The sequence below is a fragment of the Billgrantia bachuensis genome, assembly GCF_011742165.1.
In the GTDB taxonomy this organism is placed as follows: domain Bacteria; phylum Pseudomonadota; class Gammaproteobacteria; order Pseudomonadales; family Halomonadaceae; genus Halomonas; species Halomonas bachuensis.
This window is the reverse complement of record NZ_JAAQTO010000013.1, coordinates 275,056-294,551: the sequence shown is the minus strand read 5'-3', so window position 1 is coordinate 294,551 and position 19,496 is coordinate 275,056. Positions and strand designations below refer to the sequence as shown.

The following is a 19,496-nucleotide window of genomic DNA, read 5'->3' as shown; positions in this document are numbered from 1 at the left end:
TAAAGCTGAAACTCTCTTCAGTCGATACTCTGGCCTGTGCTCTTGGCTAGCTCATCGTAGAGTTGCGAAGCCACATCGGGAGTGATTCACGTAGAGTGTTCCTGGCTAACCCCGGACGTCAACTCGCTCGTTGACAAGACCGTAGACTCTCAGCGGCTGCATCAGCGATTAATACAACAGATTTGTCGCTCAAATATGACGTTCTGGTATCAAACTGTCGCAAGTCTCCCCAGCGGCCGTTGAATCTTTTCTGCCCAGAAACAAGTCTGCCCCGCTTTTAATTAGAACCCTCGTCAGTCCGGCAGGATCGGGCAAGTTTTACGTAGAGAGTGGCAAGACCTCCCACTGCCGAATAATTGACAGTGAAATACCCAAAGCGCATCCCGTCACGCAATCGTGGCCAGCCGAGGAGAAGCACTCATGACTGCATTCACGCTCAACGGGCGCGAGGTCGAGGTCACCGCCGAGCCGGCTACGCCGCTGCTCTGGGTGATCCGCGAGCAACTGAAACTCACCGGCACCAAGTACGGCTGCGGCATCGCACAGTGCGGTGCCTGCACGCTGCATGTCGATGACGAGCCGGTACGTGCCTGTGTCTTCCCGCTATCCGCTGCCGAAGGCAGGTCCGTCACGACCATCGAGGGGCTGTCCGAGGATGGCTCGCATCCCGTCCAGCAGGCCTGGGTGGAGCTGGACGTACCGCAGTGCGGTTACTGCCAGTCGGGGCAGATCATGAGCGCGGCCGCTCTGCTGGCGCGAAATCCGAGCCCCTCCGATACGGAGATCGACGAGGCGATGGCCGGCAACCTGTGCCGTTGCGGCACTTACGTGCGCATCCGGGCGGCCATTCATCGCGCCGCCGAGGCCTGAGGCGACTCGCTTCCATCCAAGCTCATTCAAGGCGCAGGTGGCAAAATGGAACCACTAAATCTCTCTCTTACTCGCCGTTCGTTTCTCGCCGGCGCTGCTGCGGCCGGCGTTGCTTTGGTCGTTCCTCTTCGCTTGCCCGCATGGGCGCGGCAGGGGGAGGCGTCAGGCTTCTCGCAGGCCTTCATCCGTATCGATACGAGTGGCCAGGTGACCTTCCTGCTGCCCACCAGCGAAATGGGCCAGGGCACCCACACCGGCCAGGCCCAGATCCTTGCCGATGAGCTGGGTGCCGACTGGTCGAGCATCGTGGTGGGCATGCCGAACCAGCCGACCTCCGATTACCGGATTCCGTTCATCGGCCAGATGCGCTCCGTGGGTTCGTTCGGCATCCGTTTCTGGCACGACCCGCTGCGCCTCGCCGCCGCCCAGGCGCGGGAGATGCTGACGCAGGCGGCGGCCGAGCGCCTCGATGTAGCGCCTGCGGCCTTGCATGCCGAGAACGGCTTCATCGTCCATTCCGAGAGCGGCCGGAGGATTCCCTTCGGTGAACTGGTGGAAGACGCCTCGTCGCTGCCGGTGCCGGAGGAGCCGACCCTGCGCCCCGACGACCAGCGAACGCTGAGCGGAAGCAGGGTGCCGCGCCTCGATACACCAGAGAAGGTGACGGGAAAGGCGGTGTACGCGGTGGACGTCGAGCGCGAAGGCATGCTGTATGGCGCCGTCCGGCTCGCCCCGGTCTATTCCGCCGAGGTCGAGTCGATCGACGAGAGTAGCGTCTCCGGAATGCCGGGCGTGGTCGCGGTGGTTCGCGTGCCGCGCGGCGCGGTGGTGGTCGCCGACTCCTGGTGGCAGGCCAAGCAGGCGGCCGACGCCCTGGACATCACCTTCACCCCGACAGCGGCGGACACGCTCTCCACCGATGAGATAGACGGAATGTTTCGCGAGGCGCTGGAGCGGTCCGACGTTCCCGTCTCCACCTTGCGCGGCGACGCCGAGGCGACCTTGTCGAACGACGGACAGGTCGTCGAGGCCGAGTACTCGGTGCCGCTTCTCACCCATATGAGCATGGAGCCGATCAACTGCACTGCCGAGTCCACCGAGGAGCGGACGGAGCTGTGGATCGGTACCCAGGGCCAGGACATCGTCCGCATGACGCTCGAGAACGCGCTGCAGGTGCAGGCCGAGCAGTTCTTCATCAATACCACCTATCTGGGTGGAGGCTTCGGCCGCAAGACCCACGGCGAGATCGCCCTGCAGGCCGCGCTCGCCAGCCGCGCCGTCGAGGGCCGGCCAGTAAAGGTGCTGTGGGCGCGCGAGGACGATGTTCGGCAGGGCCAGTACCGCCAGACGATGAGGTGCCGCTTCCGGGCGGTGCTGGACGAAGCCGGCAACATCACCGGCATGCGCATTCGCGTCGCCGGGCCGCAGATGGGCCGCGAATACGGTATCGATCCGGAGCAGCGGGCGCAGGCAACGGGCAACCTGGCGAACTTCGATCCTTTCTCGCTCGGCGGGCTGTCGGACATGCACTACGTCATCCCGAACTTCGTCGTGGAGCACGCGGTGGTCGATCTGCCGATCCCGCTCTGCCCCTGGCGTTCGATCGCCCACTCCTTCAACGGCTTCTTCTTCGAGAGCTTCATGGACGAATGCGCTGTAGCGGCGGGCCGCGATCCGCTGGAGTTTCGCCGCAGCCACAGCGAAGGGCAGGAGAGGATGCTCGCCGTCCTCGACCGGGTCGCCGAGATGTCGCGCTGGAACGAGCCGGCGCCGGAGAGAATCGCTCGCGGCCTGGCCGTGGTCGAGAGCTATGGCTCCTACGTCGCCCAGGTAGTCGAGGCTCGCGTCGGCGATGAGGGTATCGATGTGCAGCGCGTCCATGCGGCCATCGACTGCGGGCGTGCGATCAATCCGGGCCAGGTGGAGGCGCAGATCGAGGGTTCCGTCATCGATGCACTCGGTGCGGCGCTGCGGCAGAAGGTCACCATCCGGGAAGGCCGCGCCGAACAGTCGAACTTCCACGACTACCCGCTGCTGCGCATCGGGGAGGCGCCGTCTGTGTCGGTGGGCATCGTCGAGATCGGCTCTCCGCTGGGCGGGGTCGGTGAGCCGGGCGTTCCACCGCTCGCGCCGGCGCTGGCCAACGCGCTGTTCGCCGCCACGCAGCAGCGGATCCGCCACTTGCCGCTGGCCGACCACGTCCAGGTCTAGCGCCGGCAAGACAGACCGCCGAGGCTCGCTATGGATCTTCAACATCTGTATCTGGAACATGCCCAAGACGTCCTTGGACAATGGCTTGCCTGGCGCCGGGCGGGCGAGGTCGCACTCGTCGTCGTGACGGCGACGCAGGGCGGTGCGGTGCGAGCGCCGGGCGCGCTGATGGCTGTGTCCGCGGCTGGCGAGAGTTGCGGCTATCTCTCGGGCGGATGCATCGACGCGGATGTGGTGAATCATGCTCGGCAAGCGCTGCGCTCGGGTCAGGTCGCGCGCCTGAGATACGGCAATGGCTCGCCCTTCATCGACATGCCGCTCCCCTGCGGCGGTGCCATCGAGGTTTGTGTACTGCCCGATGCAGACGCCGGTGTACTGAGGGTATGCCGTGATCGGCTCGCCGCGCGTCAGCCGGTGACGCTCACTCTTGCGCATTCTGGCGCTCTCGGGGTGGGGCATCCACCAGTACCAGGCGCGGTGTCCTTCCGGTACACGCCCAAGCTCCGCCTGCGCATCGCCGGGCGCGGAGCCGACAGCCTGGCCCTTGCCCGCCTTGCCATGGCGAGCGATGTCGAAACCGAGCTGCAACTGCGCGACGGCGCCGACGTTCAGGCCGCCCGGCGGCTGGGGGTCGACCGGGTTACGGCGCTGACGCTTCCCGCCACGCTTCCGGTACTGGACGACGACCCCTGGACCGCCTTCCTCCTCGCCTTCCATGACGTCGATTGGGAGGAATCACTCCTTGCCCAGGCACTGGAAGGCCCGGCCTTCTATATCGGCGCGGTTGGCAGCCAAACGACGCACGCTCGGCGCTGCGAGAGGCTGCGTGCGGCCGGCATCGCCGAGGGCCGGATCGGGCGCATCCGCGGCCCCGTCGGCTTGATCCCCTCGATGCGTGAGGCCTCGATGCTGGCCGTCTCCATACTCGCCGAGATCGTCGAGGCCTATCAGCGCAAGGCATTCGCCGGTTCGGCGCTCGATATTGATACACGTGCAGATCTGGCGCATGCACAGGCGGGTTGCATCTCACCCTTTCTCGTTGATGTTTGATGGGCCCAGGCGCCTGCCTCCGGCACATCTGACGGCCCACTGCGCTATCCATTGCACGCCATCGTCCACTCCGCTGTACACCTGGGCACGGCCCAGGGCACTGCCTGGGGCGATTCAGTCCGGTAATGCGTCTTTCAGAAGTCCTACGGGGGGATCGGAACGATCGAGAAGTATTGCGTAAGTTCTCAGTAAGTGTGCGGCTGCGACATTGGGCACTCTTCCACCCAATGTCGACTGAAGGGCCTCTGGTCTTTCGAGAATCCGCGCATGTTCCATCGACTCCTGCACCGGTGGCGCTGGCTTGGCGCCTGGACCCTGGCCAACCTGCTGCTTGCCTGGATGATCTCGCTGCGCTATGTCGCCTATATCCAGCCCGAGGGGGCCGAGCAGTGGAGCTACCTGCTAATGGTTTTCCTCGGCCATCTCTCGCTGCTGGTATGGATGGGAGCTTTGCCAATGTTCCTGCTGGCCACGCTCTTGCGCGGCATCGGGCTATGGCTGGTGACCACCCTATGGGCGAGTGGCCTGCAGCTGCTGCTGCTGCTTGATACCTTCGTCTACGCTCAGTATCGCTTCCATTTGAGCGGCTTCATCCTCGACCTGCTGCTCAACGCCAGGGGAGACGTGTTCAGCTTCTCATGGGTTGCCTGGGCACTGGCCGTCGGTGGCGTGCTGGGCATGTTGGCGGTGCAGGGTGGTCTCGGGCTGCTGTTCAAGCGACATCCACCTTCACGGCCTGTGGGTGCAATGCTGGTAGTGAGCTTGTTGGCCCTGCTAGGGGTGCACGGTTGGCATGCCTGGGCGGATGCCCACTACGACCGCGACATCACCGGCATGACGCGTCATGTGCCGGTCTTCTATCCGGCCACTGCCAAGCGCTTCTTCGTCAAGCAGGGGTGGGTCGACCCCCAGGCGGTGCGCGATCGGGTGGATCTCGAGGCGACGGCGGGCGAGGCGAAGGACCTGATCTACCCCTCCGCGCCGCTGAGCTGCTCGCCGTCGGTGTCTTCCGACAACCTGCTGCTGGTGGTGCTGGATACCCTGCGTCACGACATGCTCACTCCTGAGGTGATGCCGAATCTTTACCGATACGCCAATCAACCCGGTTGGTTCAGGGCGCGTGAGCATATCAGTGGTGGCAACTCCACCAAGGCCGGCGTCTTCAGCCTCTTCTATGGCCTGCCAGTCACCTATTGGGATGCATTTACTGCCAGTCAGACGCCCCCGGTGCTGATGGAGCGATTCGAGGCTGCCGATTACCGCTTTCAGGTTCTCTCTTCGGCGACGCTGGTGAGCCCTGCCTTTGACCGTAACGTTTTTGCCGGCCTCAAGGATGTCTCGCTGGAGCCAGCACAGGGCGAGCCCTGGGAGCGCGACCAGCAGATCACTGATGACTGGCTAGCCTGGATGGACAATGAAGATGCAAGGTCAGATGAGCGGCCGTTCTTTGGTTTCCTTTTCTATGACGCCGTGCACGGCTACAGCCATCCGCCAGACTTCCCGCGGTTCACGCCCTATTGGGAGCATATCAACCACATGCGCCTTGGGCCTGACTTTGATCCCGAACCTTACTGGAATCGCTATCGCACGGCGGTGCGCTATGTGGACCAGCAATTGGGACGCGTACTCGATGACCTGGAGCGCCGAGGGCGGCTTGAGGATACTGCGGTAGTGATTACTTCCGACCACGGTGAGTCCTTCAACGAACATGGCAAGAATTACTGGGGACATGGTAGCAACTACACGCCGGAGCAGGTCCAGGTCCCGCTGGTGATGCATTTGCCGGGACGGTCCGGTGGTGCGCTGGAGAGACGAACGCACCACGCCGATATCGCACCGACGCTGCTCGAGGAACTGCTCGACTGTGAATCGGCTCCTCAACATTACACCTTGGGGCAAAGCCTGTTGAACGTCGAACCCCATCGCGACTGGATGCTTTCAGGCAGCTACATGGGTTATGGCATCCTGATGCCCGACTATCAGGTGGCCGTGCACCCCACAGGGGCCTTCGAAGTCTATGACTACCGCATGAACGAGCTCGACGATATCGAGCTCCAGGCCCGGGTGGCGAACGAGGTACTCAGGGCGCTGTCGAGGTTCTATCGCTAAGACGCCGCCTTTCCTAATCCGTTGCTGGAGGCGCAGGCGTATGAGTCAATCGCCCTAAGCGCTTGGTGGCCCACCTCACTGCATCGTCCAGGCAGGTGTACACCACCGGTATGACGAGCAGGCTCAGCAGCGTCGAGGTCATCAGCCCACCGATCACGACGAAGGCCATGGGGGCCCGGAAGCTGGGGTCTCCGGCCCAACCCAGGGCGACCGGCATCATGCCTGCCCCCATGGCGATCGTTGTCATCACGATGGGACGGACGCGCTTGCGGCAGGCATCGATGATCGCGTCCCAGCGATTCAGGTCGTGATCTCGGCGCGCGATGATGATGTAGTCCACCAGGAGAATCGAGTTCTTCGTGGCAATTCCCATCAGCATGATCAATCCGATCATCGCCGGAAGCGACAGGGAGGAACCGGTGACATACAGCGCCAGGAAAGCCCCCGGGACGGAGAGCACCAGTGCCACGAGAATCGTGACCGGCTGCATGAAACTCTTGAACAGCATGAACAGCACCAGGTAGATGCATAGAACACCGGTGAGCATCGCGATGCCGAACCCCGTGGCGACCTCGGCCATTTCCTCCGCATCGCCTGTCGCTGCCTGGTGAATGCCAGGCGGCAGCTGGCGCAAGCTGGGCAGCGCCTGCACGATCTGCTCGATCTCTCCCAGGGGCTGCCCCAGCAGGGCGACCTCGAAATTCACGTTGCGCAGCCTATCGTGTCGGGTGATTTCCGCAGGACCGCTGCCCCATTCGAAAGACGCCACGTTTTCGAGCGGCACCATCCCCCTCGCACCGGGAACGGGTAGCCGTCTGAGGGTCGCGATGTCTTCTCGCGCGGCATCCGCCAGGCGCACCATCACCGGTACCTGGCGCTCACTGAGGTTCAGCTTCGGCAGGTCCTCGGCATTGTCCCCCACCGTGGCGATGCGCAGCGTGTCGGCAATGGCAAGCGACGAGACGCCAAGGTCGGCGGCGCGGCCGAAATCAGGGCGTACGATGAGTTCGGGTCTGACCAGGCTGACCGTCGAACTCACGGCCCCGATGCCGGGAATGGCGCGAAGATCCTGCTCTATTTGCCGGGCATGCTGCTCGAGAAGCCGACTATCCTCTCCGGCCAGTACCAGCTCGTAGATGTCGTCGTCGCCCACGCTGGTTCGTACGCCGGGAAGGGGGGCGAGCGCATCGCGCAGCTGCTGCTCGATCGCCTGCCTCGTTATGCCGGCACGGTTCGTGCGATCCACCAGACCTACGGTCAGCATCACGCTGGTCACATCGGCATCGTTACCAGCCGATGCGTCCCCGATGGCGGAAAAGACGCGGGTGACCATTTCATTCTCCTCCAACCTTGCGCGTGCCTGCTCGGCAAGCTCTGTCGCTTCCGCCAAGGTGCTCCCGGGCGGCAAGGTCAGCGTCGCTTGCGTCTGGGAATTGTCGTCGGGGGGGAGGAATGCGCCCGGCAGGATCGATGCCAGCCATAGGCCACCGGCAAAGCATGCTGCCGCAGCGATGAGCGTTGCCTTGCGGTGGCGCAGGCACCAGCTGGCGCCGACCAGGTAGTGCGACACCCACGTCGGTTCGCCATGGCCCTGGCGGGGTTTGCGCAGCAGGTAGGCGGCCATCGTTGGGGTGAGAAGACGGGCTACCACGAGCGAGAACAGCACCGCCACGGAGGCGGTCCAACCGAACTGGACGAAGAATCTCCCCACCGTGCCGCTCATGAATGCCGTGGGCAGGAAAACGGCAATCAAGGTGAAGGTGGTGGCGACCACGGCCAGGCCGATTTCCGCCGCCGCATCCATCGCTGCCCGGCGTGATGGCTTGCCCATCAGAAGATGGCGCTCGATATTCTCGATCTCGACGATGGCGTCGTCGACCAGCACCCCGATCACCAGCGAGAGCGCCAGCAAGGTCACGGTGTTGAGCGAAAAGCCCATCAGGTTCATGAGGGCAAAGGTGGGAACGATCGACAGCGGTAGCGTCACCGCGGCAATCAGCGTCGCACGCCAGTCGCGCAGGAAGAGGAACACGACCAGCACGGCGAGCAGCATGCCCTCGAACAGCAGACGCATGGAGCCTGCGTAGTTTTCCCGCACGGGCTCGACGAAGTCGAAGGCTTGCTGGATCTCGACATGAGGATGTTGCGCCTGCAGGGCGGCAAGGGCGGACTTCACGCCCTCGGCCACGTCGACTTCACCGTAGCCTCGTGCCCGGGTCATCTCGAAACCGACGACGGGCTCCCCATCGAGAAACGCCGCCGAACGCCGCTCGGCCACGCTATCGATGACGGTGGCGACCCGATCGAGACGAATGCGGCGGCCGTCGCTGAGCGCCAGCTCCATCGCTGCCAGTTCAGTCGCCGATTCGGCGTTGGCAAGGATGCGCACGGCCTGTTCGGCACCCCCGGCATTTGCGCGCCCACCGGGCGCTTCCATCTGCGTCTGGCGCAGCTGACGCGAGATATCGAACGCCGTGGTGTTCAATGCCAGCAGACGATCCGGATGCAGCTCCACGCGGACTGCGCGATCGACACCGCCGATCCGCCGTACCTCTCCCACACCCGGCACGGCCAGTACGGCCTTGGCGATTTTGTCGTCCACGAACCAGGAGAGTGCCTCCTCGTCCAGTTGGGATGAGGCCACGGTGTGGATCAAAAGCGGATCGTCGGAGAACCCCCGACTCTGGATCACCGGGTCACTCAGCTCGGCAGGCAGGTCCGAGCGTATGCGAGAGACGGCATCGCGTACGTCATCGACCGCCTCCTGAATGGTTTTTTCCAGCCGGAACTCAACGCCGATTTCGGCGTTTCCGTCGGTCAGTGTCGTGGTGATGTGCTTGACGCCGGGCACCGTGGCGATGGTGTTCTCGATCTTGCGGGCGACTTCGTTCTCCATCAGGGTGGGGGCGGCCCCCGGCAACGAGGTGGTGACGACCACGAAGGGTATGTCCACATCCGGCAGGTCCTGGATGGACATTCCCCTGAAGGACACCAACCCCCACAGGGTCAACAGGAGGAATAGCAGTACGATAGGGGCGGGGTTTCGAATCGCCCAGGAGGAGGTATTGAACATCATGGCTGCCTCCCTGACAGCGATAGCGCCCGTTCGACACGTACCCGATCGCCGTCGCCCAGGAAGGCACCACCCGAAGCGACCACGCGGGCCTCAGGATCGAGCCCGGAAATTATTTCGATCCGATCGCCCTCGGTTTGACCGAGGGCTACCTTCGCCTCCGTTATCACGCCGTCCTCGCTGACACGATGCACGTAGCCGAAGCCATCGCGGAGCTGCACCGCGGAGCGCGGCAGGGTCAGGGCCCGGCGCGTTCCCAACTCGAATTCCCCACGCGCAAACATTCCCGCCCGTGCGCCGTCGCTTGCCGGGAGATCGACATAGACCAGGCCATTGCGGGTGGAAACGTCCACCAGCGGAGCGATCGTGCGCACACGACCTTCCAGCTCGCCTCCTCCCGGCAGGGTGACCCTGGCGACCTGATCGGGCTGCAGCTTCTCCAGATCGGAAGCGGCGACCTCGGCCCGCCATTCCAGCCGACCGCGCCGAATCAGGCGGAACAGTTCCTGGCCCGCGGGAAGCACCGCGCCGATGGTGGCACTGCGCGCTGAGATCACCCCATCGTCGGGGGCGAGCACCTGGGCCTGGGCCAGGCGGAGTTGCTGAGTGTTTTCGGTGGCTCGCGCCGCTTCCAGCCGGGCCCGCGCGGTACGTTCCGCCGTGATGTACTGAAATATCTGCTGTGTGGCCATCGCGCCTGTCGTTTGCAGCTCGCGGGCGCGCTGGGCGTTGTCTTCGGCTTCGGCGAGTGCCGCCTCGGCCTCGGCGACGGCGGCGCGGCTTTGTGCGAGTTCGGCGCTCACCGTATCGGACGCGAACGTGGCGAGGACCTGGCCGCGCTGGACCACGTCGCCAACGTTGACCTCGACGCTGGCCAGGCGCAGTCCGTTTGCCTCGGTGCCGACGCTAGCTTCCTGCCAAGCCATGATGTTCCCGTTCGCGGCTATTCTGATGGGCAGCATGGCGGATCGAGGCGTGGTAATGGCTACGGTCAGTGCGGGTTGAGCAGCCGCTGTGGTGCCACTTTCCGAGGCGCTGCTGGGGGCTTGCATGACCCAGCCGATCGCTGCGGCCATGCCCAGCGCCATGACCGCCGCGGCAGCGAACGAACGAGGCTTATTCATCTTCGTGTTCCTTGTGTTCGGTAGCGGGCCAGCCGCCGCCTAGCGGGCAGTGCAGCCGGAGCCAGGCGGAGATTCGCTCACGCTGCGGTTCGATCACGACGCTGTGCGTGGCCACCATGCTGCGGTGCGCATCCGCGATCTCGACTCATGGGACGAGACTTTCCAACAATGCGTCTTTCAGAAGACTTACCGGTGGATCGGGGCGAACAAAAGATTTTCGGTAAGTTTCAGTAAAAAGGCTGGTGCTGGGCGCACGGCCCAGGGGCATTATCTTCGATGTATGCAGATACACCTTCGGAGCGTCACCGGAGCCATCGACAAAGCGGATCGCGTCTCGATTATTTCCGGCGGGGCACACTGGACACTGAAGGCGTATTGCGCTCGGGCGGCTCGATAGCCATAAGATAGTAACGACGGTTTTCCATGACCCTTCGGGCCGACGGAAACATTCCGGTCAACCTTTCCATTGGCCAGTCGTCTGGAACTGCCAGGAATAGACGTTGGAACCGCTGACTCTGGTGTAGATCGGCCAGTTGCTCCGGTGTCACTTCCCGGACCGTTCCACGGGAATAGAATCTGGCTGAAAATTGTAGGTCATCCAGATAGAGCAGCAAGCTGTCACCATCTTCCCGCACGTTCTGATAATAGTTGACTAGTTCCTTCTCGGTTTTGAGTGGTTTCAGACCCAGTGCAGCTGCTCCCACAAATGCAGTTAGCAGTATTGGAACCAGGCCAGTCATAACTGCCCGAGCCCTCGATGACCAGCCAGCCTCAAGTTCTGCTGCCCAGCGCCCGATCAGAATCGCCGTAAATGGCAATGATGGCAATATATAGGTCCAAATCGTGTTACTGGCGAGGGAGAAAAACAGCATCGGTGACAGCGCGCAGGCTAACAGGAAAACCAGGGCCGGGTCTGTTCCCGCGCGACGAAGAGGACTAGTGTCCCGTTTCTTGATACACGTAGCAACCAGGGTTACCACTGCAGCTATTCCCCAGGGGAATGAGGCCCAGGTCCAGAATACCCATATCATGCCTTTAGGTTCGTTATGGGCACTGCCATAAAGATCCCCCGCCCAACCCGGGTCCAGAAAGCGGCGCAGGTGCTCACCTACGATGAAATAATCCAGAAAGCCGGGAGTCTTGATTTCCGCCAGAAGGTACCAGGGGCCAGCCAGCAGTGTCATTAACAGGGCCCCGCGCACCCAGGGAAAGCGTGTCAGCTTGATGGCTTCTTGTCGGTTAAACAACAACCACAACGTAATCGGAATTACAGTCAGCACAAGAGCCACAGGCCCCTTGGCCAGTAGTCCAATGGCTGCGCCAATAAAGAATAGCCACCGCCAAGCACCAGACTGTCCAGCGATCACCTGCAGGAAGCTGACCAGTGACAGGGTGGTACCTAATGTCAGGAAGGCGTCGGTAATTACAGCGCCAGCGCTGATGTAGGTAAGGGCCATGGTAGCGAATACCAGGCTGGACCACTGGGCGACCTTGGATCCCATAAGTGGCTTGGCGGAACGCCAGACAAGCCAGACCATCGCTAGTGTTGCCAGCCACGACGGGAAGCGTAGAGCGAATTCCGACAGACCAAACACTTTTATGGACAGAGCTTGTGTCCAGAAGGACAAGGGTGGTTTGCCCCAGAAGGGCACGCCAGGCTCGAACCACGGTGTAATCCAGTCTCCGGTTTCCGCCATTAGGCGAGCAATCTCGGCATACCGCGGCTCGGTGGTATCCACGAGTGGGTACAACGCCATGCCAATCAAACGACTGGCAAGTACCGCCGCCAGGACCAGCAGAAATACGTTGAACTGCTTTAACATGACGTTCCCCCGCTTTGCGAGCTCGTGTTCTGGCGACGCAGGCGCTGCGGGCTTTCCACCACCTCCTCGGTCACATAGAGCGGTCGTTGCTTCGATTCCATATAGGCCTTGCCGACATACTCACCAACGATGCCAATACTCAACAGCTGTATACCACCCAGGAAACTTATAATTGCTACCAGAGATGGGTAACCGCTGGTGGCAACCCCCAGCGTCATAGCCTTGATGACGATCCACAGACCGAACAGTGCACCGACGCTCGCCGCTACCAGGCCAATGATCGTTGCCCATCGCAAAGGTGATATCGAAAAGGAGGTCAGACCTTCAATAGCCAATCCAACCAGTGCTGGATAATCCCATTTGGTGTCACCCGCAGCCCGAGGATCGCGATCATACTGGATCACTTGGGTCGGTAGTCCAATCCAGGCAAATAGTCCCTTCATGTAACGATTGCGTTCCTCTAATTGCAGCAATACGTTGACGGCCTTGCGGCTCATAAGCCGGAAATCGCCGGTATCAACAGGGATATCTGTTCGGCTTGTCCTGCTGAGCAGGCGATAGAACAGATGCGCACTCCAGCGCTTTAAAAACGTTTCTCCGGACCTGGACCGACGCTGCATCAGGACCACATCGACGCCGGTACGCCAACACTCGACCATGGCGGGTATATGTTCGGGGGGATCCTGTAGGTCCACATCCATCACGATCACGGCATCGCCCCTGGCGTTCTCCAGACCCGCCGTCAGCGCAGCCTCTTTGCCGAAGTTACGGCTGAGCTTGACGAGCCGGATGCCAGGGGTACGGGTTATGAGCTCCTTGATGTAATCAGCACTTCCATCCTCGCTGCCATCATCAACCATCACCAGTTCCCAATGGATGTTCATTGCCTCCAGAGTGGGAATCACTCGGGCAATGAATAGCGGAAGCATTACCCGTTCATTGAACACGGGAACAACGATTGACAGCAAAGACTTCTCTGTAGCATTGGTCGGCAACTCAAACTGTTGGCTCATGGAACACCAGCCTCTTATAAATTAAGTAGTTCAGTGCAGCGACCACGCCTGTAGTGACAACCTGTGAAAACAGTACGGGAGAGGCCAGGATGGTGTGGAGCAGGTAAAACAAGGCGAGGTTGCAAAACCAGGCAAAAAGGCAGGAAGCGGTGTAGCGCCATATCGTGAACCCGTGAGGGCCAGCCCTCCTGAATGCCAGCCTGCGCTGGAGCCTATAGTTCATCAGGGCGCCAGCCAGACTGCCCGTTGCAGTAGAGAGCGTTGGCCCCAGCCCTATGCTCACCAGACCTGCCAGCACCAGCCAGTGAAACAGTGTGGCAAGGCCTCCGGCGGCACTAAATCCCTGAACTTGAGCGGGAACTTTTCGACTGCTAAAGAAAATGGACACGTTGCTATCCAGTGATATCTGCCTAATTACTGAGGCTTGCATACCCATGTGATCGCTGCGGCAAAGCCCAGCGCCATGACCGCTGCGGCAGTGAACGAACGAGGCTTATTCATCTTCGTGTTCCTTGTGTCCGGTAGTGGGCCAGTCGCCGCCTAGCGCGCGGTACAGTCGGATCCAGGCGGCGATTCGCTCACGCTGCAGTCCGATCACCGCACTCTGGGCGGCAACCATGCTGCGGCGTGCATCCTCGAGCTCGAACAGGCTGGCGGTACCGGCGTGGTAGCTGGCTTCGATGGCTTGGTAGGAGCGTTCGAATCCCTCGGCGGCGATGGCCGCGTCCTCGCTGCGTTTCGCCGTGCTGTCCAGTGTGACGAGGGCTTCCTCGACATCGCGGATCGCTTCACGCAGGCGGGCGGCATAAACGGTGGTGGCGGCCTCGTAGCGGGCGCGGGCCGCTTCCGCATTGGCACGTCGCGTCCCGCCGTCGAACAGCGGTAGCGTTACCGTCACTGGCCCGATGCTCCACACGCTGCCATTGGTGCTGATGCCCCCGCTGGCGATGCGTGTCGTGCCGATGCTTCCGGCCAGCGTAATTCGGGGCCAGCGCTGCGCACGCGCCTGATCCGAATCGGCGCTCGCGGCCAGCACGTCATTCGCCGCCGCGATGATATCGGGGCGCTGCGCCAGCACCTCGGCCGGCATTGCCGTGACGGTGAGTTTGGCCGGCTGTGGCAGCCGGCCGGTTGTGGTGGCGAGTTCGCGCCGCAGCGGTGCCTCGTCCTGCGACGCAAGGGCAGTCAGGGCCTTGATAAGAAGTTCGCATTGCGTTCGCTGCTGAATCAGCGTTACGTTGCCTTGGGCTGCGCTGGCATTCGCCAGTTCCGCCTCTGCCGGGGGGCGGAAGCCCTTGTCCGCAGCCAGGCGAGTGACCTGCGCCGTCTGCACTCGCGATTGGGTATCGATTTCGGCCTGTCGGACCAAGGCCTCACAGGCACGCAGCTCGACGTATGTCGTAGCAATTTCGGCAGCGACCGAAACTCGGGCGTCATGCCAACCGGCCTGGCTGGATTCGAGCCGGGCACGTGCGGCGTCAGCGGCGGCACGGCCTGCGCCGAACAGGTCCAGCTCCCAGCCGAGCTGCAAGCTTGCCGAGGTTTCGGTGCCGACCGGCGTGTCCAGGTCCGGTCGTCCCCGGCTCGCGCTCACGCTGGCGTCCAGCGAGGGCAGCAGAGCGGCGCTCTGCGCCACGCGTGCGGCCTGGGCATCGGCGATGCGGGCGGCTGCCTGCGCCACTGTCGGGCTGACCTGCTGACCGGCCTCGATGAGGCGCAGCATCAAGGGATCGTCGAATTGCGCCCACCAGCGGCTCAGGTCCCCCAACTGACCGCCATGGGGCAACGGAGCGTGCCATTGCGCGGCAACGGGCGCTGCGGCGCTGCCGGGCATGGTTGCGGGTTGAGTCGATGCACAGCCGGCGAGCAGCGCGGCGGTGGCAATGACGAGCCAGGTCGCAAGCAACCGCGGCTTGTGGCCGGGGAGCGTCCTGATGTCTGCCACACCTCGTTGGCAGGGCATGGAGTCAACGGGAATGACATCGGTGGCTGGGAACATGCGGTGTCCTCGTCTCATGGGACGAGACTTTCCCGTAATGCGTCTTTCAGAAGACTTACTGGCTGCTTTGGATCGATTGGGTGTTTCGGTAAGTTTTCCGTAAGTAGGCGGCTGCGAAAGTGGGCTTCTTTTAACAACTCACGAGAAAACGCTCATGTCTCTAATATCCCCGCTTGACTCGATCTCCTCCGCCTCTGTCTCACGTATGGCGGCCGTCTCCGTGCTCGCCGTTGGTCTCTGCACCTCGGCGACGGCCCTGGCCCAAGAGCCGAACGACCCCGAGTCGTCCACCACGACCTGGGGGCTGGGGCTCGGCGTAATGAGCGAGCAGGAGCCCTACGCCGATATCGGTCGGGACAACCAGCCCCTGCCGCTGCTTGAGGTTGAGAACCGGTACATTCATCTCTTTGGCCCGGAGATCGAATTCAAGCTGCCGAGCCTCGATATCAGCGATTCTCAAGAGCTCGACTTTGGTATCGTCGTCCAGTATGACGGCAGCGGCTATGAAGAAGGCGACGCTGATATCCTCGATGGCATGAGCGAGCGCAAAGGTGGCTTCTGGGCGGGTGCCAAGATGGAGTGGAGCAGCGATTTCGTTGATGTCGGCGCCGAATGGCTTGCTGACGTGTCGGGCAACAGCAAGGGCCAACTCATCAATGTCGTCCTGGAGAGAACCTGGGACTTCGGAGAGCATTTCCTGCTTACGCCGCACGTGGGCGCGAGCTGGCAGGACGCTAAGACAATCGATTACTATTTCGGCGTTCGCGACGATGAGGTTCGCTTCGATCGGCCTGCCTATGCCGGGGAGTCCGCTACTAACATCGAGGCAGGAGTACGTGGCGTCTACATGTTCGATAAGCACCACTCGGTGCTCATGGGCGTCGAAGTGACGCGCCTGGCGGATGAGATCAAGGACAGTCCGCTGGTGGATCGCTCGACCACTAATAGCGTGTACCTTGGCTATCTCTACCGCTTCTGATGAGTCGAATACTCCTGGTCGAGGACCATGATCGGCTGGCCCGGCTAATGTGCAAGGGGCTGGAAACCGCTGGCATCGCCGTCGATGTGGCCGAGCGCATCGATGCCGCATGGGCCGCCGTCCAGCAGATGCCCTACCAGGCATTGGTTCTCGACCGGGGGTTGCCGGACGGGGATGGCCTCATCCTGCTGCAGAAGATGCGCCGCGTCGGCCTCGGCGTGCCTTGCCTGGTGTTGACGGCGCGCGATGCGCTGCATGATCGGGTACAGGGTCTCGAAGCCGGGGCCGATGACTACCTGCCCAAGCCGTTTGCCATGGACGAGATGGTGGCACGCGTCCGCGCGCTGCTGCGCCGCCCAGTGGAGTTTCACCCGATCGATCCCAGCCACGGCGACCTGACGCTGCGCCCCGAAGCCGGTGTTCTATGCAGGGGAGACGAAAGCATCACCCTCGCCCCCGCGGAGCTGCATATCATGCAGCTGCTCTTACACAAGCACGAGGAGGTGGTGCGTCGCAGCGCGCTGGAGGCGGCGGCCTGGGGGCTGAGCGACGCGGTCACGCCGAACGCCCTGGATGTGGCCCTGCACCGTCTACGTCGCAAGCTGCTCGCCATCGGTTCACGGCAGCGCATCGTCAACATCAGGGGGCTGGGGTATGCGCTGCGTGAAAATGCTCCCGCTGAATAGCATTAGCCTGAAGGTGCTGCTGGCCTACGTGGCGGGGATGGTGCTCAGCATCGTGCTGCTGGTGATCGCTGCAGTAGTGGTGATCCAGAGCAACATGCTGGCCCGGATGGATCTGGCCGACGCCGCGGAGGGGATGGCGGACAATATCGAATTCGACAGCAGTGGCAGACCCGTCGGGTTCGACTCGAGCATGGACGACCGCGCTTGGCTATACGAGGGCCCTCAGCGCGAGACGGCCTATCGGATCCTGGATGAAGCTGGAAACACGGTCGTCTTCTCGAGTGCCGGAGAGGCATTTTGGCCTTCCGATGGCGATCTGCTTCGCTTGGCGCGCGGAAACTTCACTTTCGAGCATGGGGGAAACACTTTCTACGGCGCCACCGAGCCCCTCGTTTACGATGGGCGAAGGTGGTATCTGCAATTCGCCGTCAGTGCGAGGTTCATGGATGTCGTCTATACCGTTGCCTGGCCGCAGGTGGTCGCCGGCGTCACGGTATTCGGCGCTGTCCTGTTCGTCGCCTTCGGCTTGTGTGCCTATATCACCTTGCGCTATACCCTCAAGCCGCTGCGAGACTTATCGGAATCCGCCGCGACCATCTCGCCGCGCTCCATTGATGCCCGGCTGAAGACGGAAGCGGTGCCCACGGAGATCGCCCCTCTCGTCGACAGCTTCAATCGGGCGTTGGAGCGCCTCGAACGAGGCTACCGTGTGCAGCAGGAGTTTCTCGGCAACGCAGCACACGAGTTGAAGACACCGCTGGCGTTGATCCGCGCTCAGATCGAGTTGAAAGCAGAGGGCAGGAACGACCGCGACTCGCTATTGAGCGACGTCGAATACATGACCCGCCAGGTGCAGCAGCTACTGCTCCTGGCGGAAGCCAGCGAGGCGCATAACTACCATTTCACCACCGTCGGGATGCAGGAAATCGCCCACGATGCCGCTTCCTACTTGCATCGCATGGCGGAAACCGCCGACGTTCACTTGGCGGTGCGTGCCGTCGGCGACGTGGAGTGGAAAGCGGACCGTGCAGCCTGCTTCACCTTGCTCAAGAACCTGTTGGAGAACGCCATCCAGCATGCCCCCGCCCAGAGCTGCGTCAGTGTGGAGATCCAGGGCGATACGGTGACCGTGCGGGACAGAGGCCCCGGCGTCGAGGCAGAGCAGCTGCCCCTGCTGTTCGAACGCTTCTGGCGCGCTGCGCATCGGCGAGACCTCGGAGCGGGGCTGGGCCTGGCTATCTGCCAGGAGATTGCACTGGCGCATGGCTGGCGCCTCACGGCCGAGCAGGCCGAACCGGGGCTAAGGTTCCGGCTGTCGAATGGGGAGGGAAGTGAGGTTGCCAATGATCCCTAGTTACCTCTGAGGGTCGAGTTGACCGCTATAGGTGGAGGTTCCCGCCAAGGGGCCGAACCATTCGGCGGTTGGATTCACGCAGGCCTGACCAGGCATTGAGGAAGAGCGTCAACAGGATCACAAAACCGCCGAGCAGGGTCGCCTGAGGCGGTTGCTCACCCAACCACCACCAAACCCACAGGGTGCCAAACACAGGGCAACTTCTGCCGACGGCAGATGACGGGTCGCATTATTGATCAGTGCGGTGGCCAATGGCATCTGCAGTAGGCCCATCAGGGCCAATATGCCATAGCTTTGTGTCGTGAGGGCCAGCGGCGTTGCCATCGGCCAGGCAATGAATGCCGATAACCCACCTCCAATGGCGATGAGGGGTATTCTGTCCAAGTTGGGGTGACGGCGCAGGAGCGTGAGGTTACCACCGACGGCGGCCGCTGCGATCACCGCGTAGACATCGCCGACAAGGCCGTCGCTGGTCAGCGAGGCAGAGAAGACGATCAGCATGCCGGCCATGGCCGAAATTATCGCCACCCAGGTTCGCACGGCCACGGGATCATGCAAAAAGAAATGCGTAAACAGGGCAGCAAACAGGGGAGCGGCACTTAGGATGACCACCACATTCGCTACCTTGGTGTTCATGACAGCCAGGACAAACAGACTGGAGGTGATGCCCAACAGTAGCGCGGAGAACAGTGATACGCCAAGATGGCCGCGCAGCGTCGCCAACCGGCGCCCGTCGAGGCATAGCAGACTAAGCGATAGTCCCATCAAGGCACCCCGCCAGAAGATGATGTTCCAACCATCCGTTGCCGCCAGGCGGACCAGCAAGCTGTCGAAGCTCAGAACAGTGACACCGGCAGCCGCCATCACCAGGCCCCGTCCGTGGCCATGTAAAGAGAAAGACATCCGAAGTGCTCCTGCCGGGATACGTAGTGGTCAGGCGTTCAGCCGTGGGAGATCAAGAAGGTACTGACAGTTTGTCTGCAAGGATACGGCCCCGGTGGGAGCGGGCTATTCTCTCCACGTCACGCGGAAAGGCTTGTGCGACACATGCACGCCTCTTGAACCGTCATTAACAACACCCGCCGCAGCCGCGTTGCGCCTGGCCGCGTCGATCGAGGCCGCGTGGGCATCGAAGCCGTGAAGGAGCGATCGGGAAAGGCCTGGCTCGCTCAACCTCCCAACGCAACAAGGCCCGCCTAGGCGGG

General features: G+C 62.4%; 14 protein-coding genes. 7 read left to right on the top strand and 7 right to left on the bottom strand.

What is annotated here, in order from left to right; genetic code table 11:
* Positions 1–420 precede the first annotated feature (420 nt).
* The 4 genes from HBJ55_RS06100 to HBJ55_RS06085 all read left to right on the top strand — a co-directional run bounded on the left by HBJ55_RS06100 (position 421) and on the right by HBJ55_RS06085 (position 6,240).
* Positions 421–870 (top strand): (2Fe-2S)-binding protein, encoded by a 450-nt coding sequence (locus tag HBJ55_RS06100; RefSeq protein WP_167112065.1) that lies wholly within the window; start codon positions 421–423, stop codon positions 868–870.
* Between the two features lie 45 nt (positions 871–915).
* Entirely contained in the window at positions 916–3,081 is a 2,166-nt protein-coding gene (locus HBJ55_RS06095) for a xanthine dehydrogenase family protein molybdopterin-binding subunit (RefSeq protein ID WP_167112063.1), read from the top strand.
* A gap of 30 nt (positions 3,082–3,111) precedes the next feature.
* Complete coding sequence (locus HBJ55_RS06090; protein WP_240935992.1) at positions 3,112–4,131, top strand: XdhC family protein; 1,020 nt, start codon at positions 3,112–3,114, stop codon at positions 4,129–4,131.
* Positions 4,132–4,398: 267 nt separating this feature from the next.
* Positions 4,399–6,240: a DUF3413 domain-containing protein gene (locus HBJ55_RS06085; protein ID WP_167112061.1), complete on the top strand. Its 1,842-nt coding sequence runs from the start codon at positions 4,399–4,401 to the stop codon at positions 6,238–6,240.
* A 13-nt stretch (positions 6,241–6,253) separates the two neighbouring features.
* Here HBJ55_RS06085 and HBJ55_RS06080 read toward each other — a convergent pair whose 3' ends face one another.
* The 6 genes from HBJ55_RS06080 to HBJ55_RS06055 form a co-directional block, all read right to left on the bottom strand.
* On the bottom strand, positions 6,254–9,316 hold the full coding sequence (locus tag HBJ55_RS06080; protein ID WP_167112059.1) for an efflux RND transporter permease subunit: 3,063 nt from the start codon (positions 9,314–9,316) through the stop codon (positions 6,254–6,256).
* Positions 9,313–10,437: an efflux RND transporter periplasmic adaptor subunit gene (locus tag HBJ55_RS06075; protein WP_240935991.1), complete on the bottom strand. Its 1,125-nt coding sequence runs from the start codon at positions 10,435–10,437 to the stop codon at positions 9,313–9,315. Before HBJ55_RS06075 ends, HBJ55_RS06080 begins: the two co-directional genes overlap by 4 nt.
* 338 nt (positions 10,438–10,775) lie before the next feature.
* On the bottom strand, positions 10,776–12,260 hold the full coding sequence (locus HBJ55_RS06070) for an ArnT family glycosyltransferase (RefSeq protein ID WP_167112057.1): 1,485 nt from the start codon (positions 12,258–12,260) through the stop codon (positions 10,776–10,778).
* The gene (locus HBJ55_RS06065; protein ID WP_167112055.1) at positions 12,254–13,273 is read right to left on the bottom strand and encodes a glycosyltransferase family 2 protein; all 1,020 of its coding nucleotides are present in this window, start codon (positions 13,271–13,273) and stop codon (positions 12,254–12,256) included. Before HBJ55_RS06065 ends, HBJ55_RS06070 begins: the two co-directional genes overlap by 7 nt.
* The gene (locus HBJ55_RS06060; RefSeq protein ID WP_206022250.1) at positions 13,257–13,661 is read right to left on the bottom strand and encodes a GtrA family protein; all 405 of its coding nucleotides are present in this window, start codon (positions 13,659–13,661) and stop codon (positions 13,257–13,259) included. Before HBJ55_RS06060 ends, HBJ55_RS06065 begins: the two co-directional genes overlap by 17 nt.
* Before the next feature lie 105 nt (positions 13,662–13,766).
* Positions 13,767–15,272: an efflux transporter outer membrane subunit gene (locus HBJ55_RS06055; RefSeq protein ID WP_167112053.1), complete on the bottom strand. Its 1,506-nt coding sequence runs from the start codon at positions 15,270–15,272 to the stop codon at positions 13,767–13,769.
* Between the two features lie 205 nt (positions 15,273–15,477).
* Here HBJ55_RS06055 and HBJ55_RS06050 point away from each other — a divergent pair, with 205 nt between their 5' ends.
* Genes HBJ55_RS06050 through HBJ55_RS06040 form a run of 3 tightly spaced genes read left to right on the top strand, consistent with a single transcriptional unit; the run spans position 15,478 to position 18,291 of the window.
* Entirely contained in the window at positions 15,478–16,251 is a 774-nt protein-coding gene (locus HBJ55_RS06050) for a MipA/OmpV family protein (protein ID WP_240935990.1), read from the top strand.
* Entirely contained in the window at positions 16,251–16,937 is a 687-nt protein-coding gene (locus HBJ55_RS06045) for a response regulator transcription factor (RefSeq protein ID WP_104204578.1), read from the top strand. Before HBJ55_RS06050 ends, HBJ55_RS06045 begins: the two co-directional genes overlap by 1 nt.
* Complete coding sequence (locus tag HBJ55_RS06040; RefSeq protein ID WP_167112049.1) at positions 16,906–18,291, top strand: ATP-binding protein; 1,386 nt, start codon at positions 16,906–16,908, stop codon at positions 18,289–18,291. The genes HBJ55_RS06045 and HBJ55_RS06040 overlap by 32 nt, the downstream gene beginning before the upstream one ends.
* 117 nt (positions 18,292–18,408) lie before the next feature.
* Here HBJ55_RS06040 and HBJ55_RS06035 read toward each other — a convergent pair whose 3' ends face one another.
* The gene (locus tag HBJ55_RS06035) at positions 18,409–19,194 is read right to left on the bottom strand and encodes a DMT family transporter (RefSeq protein ID WP_240935989.1); all 786 of its coding nucleotides are present in this window, start codon (positions 19,192–19,194) and stop codon (positions 18,409–18,411) included.
* Between the last annotated feature and the right edge of the window lie 302 nt (positions 19,195–19,496).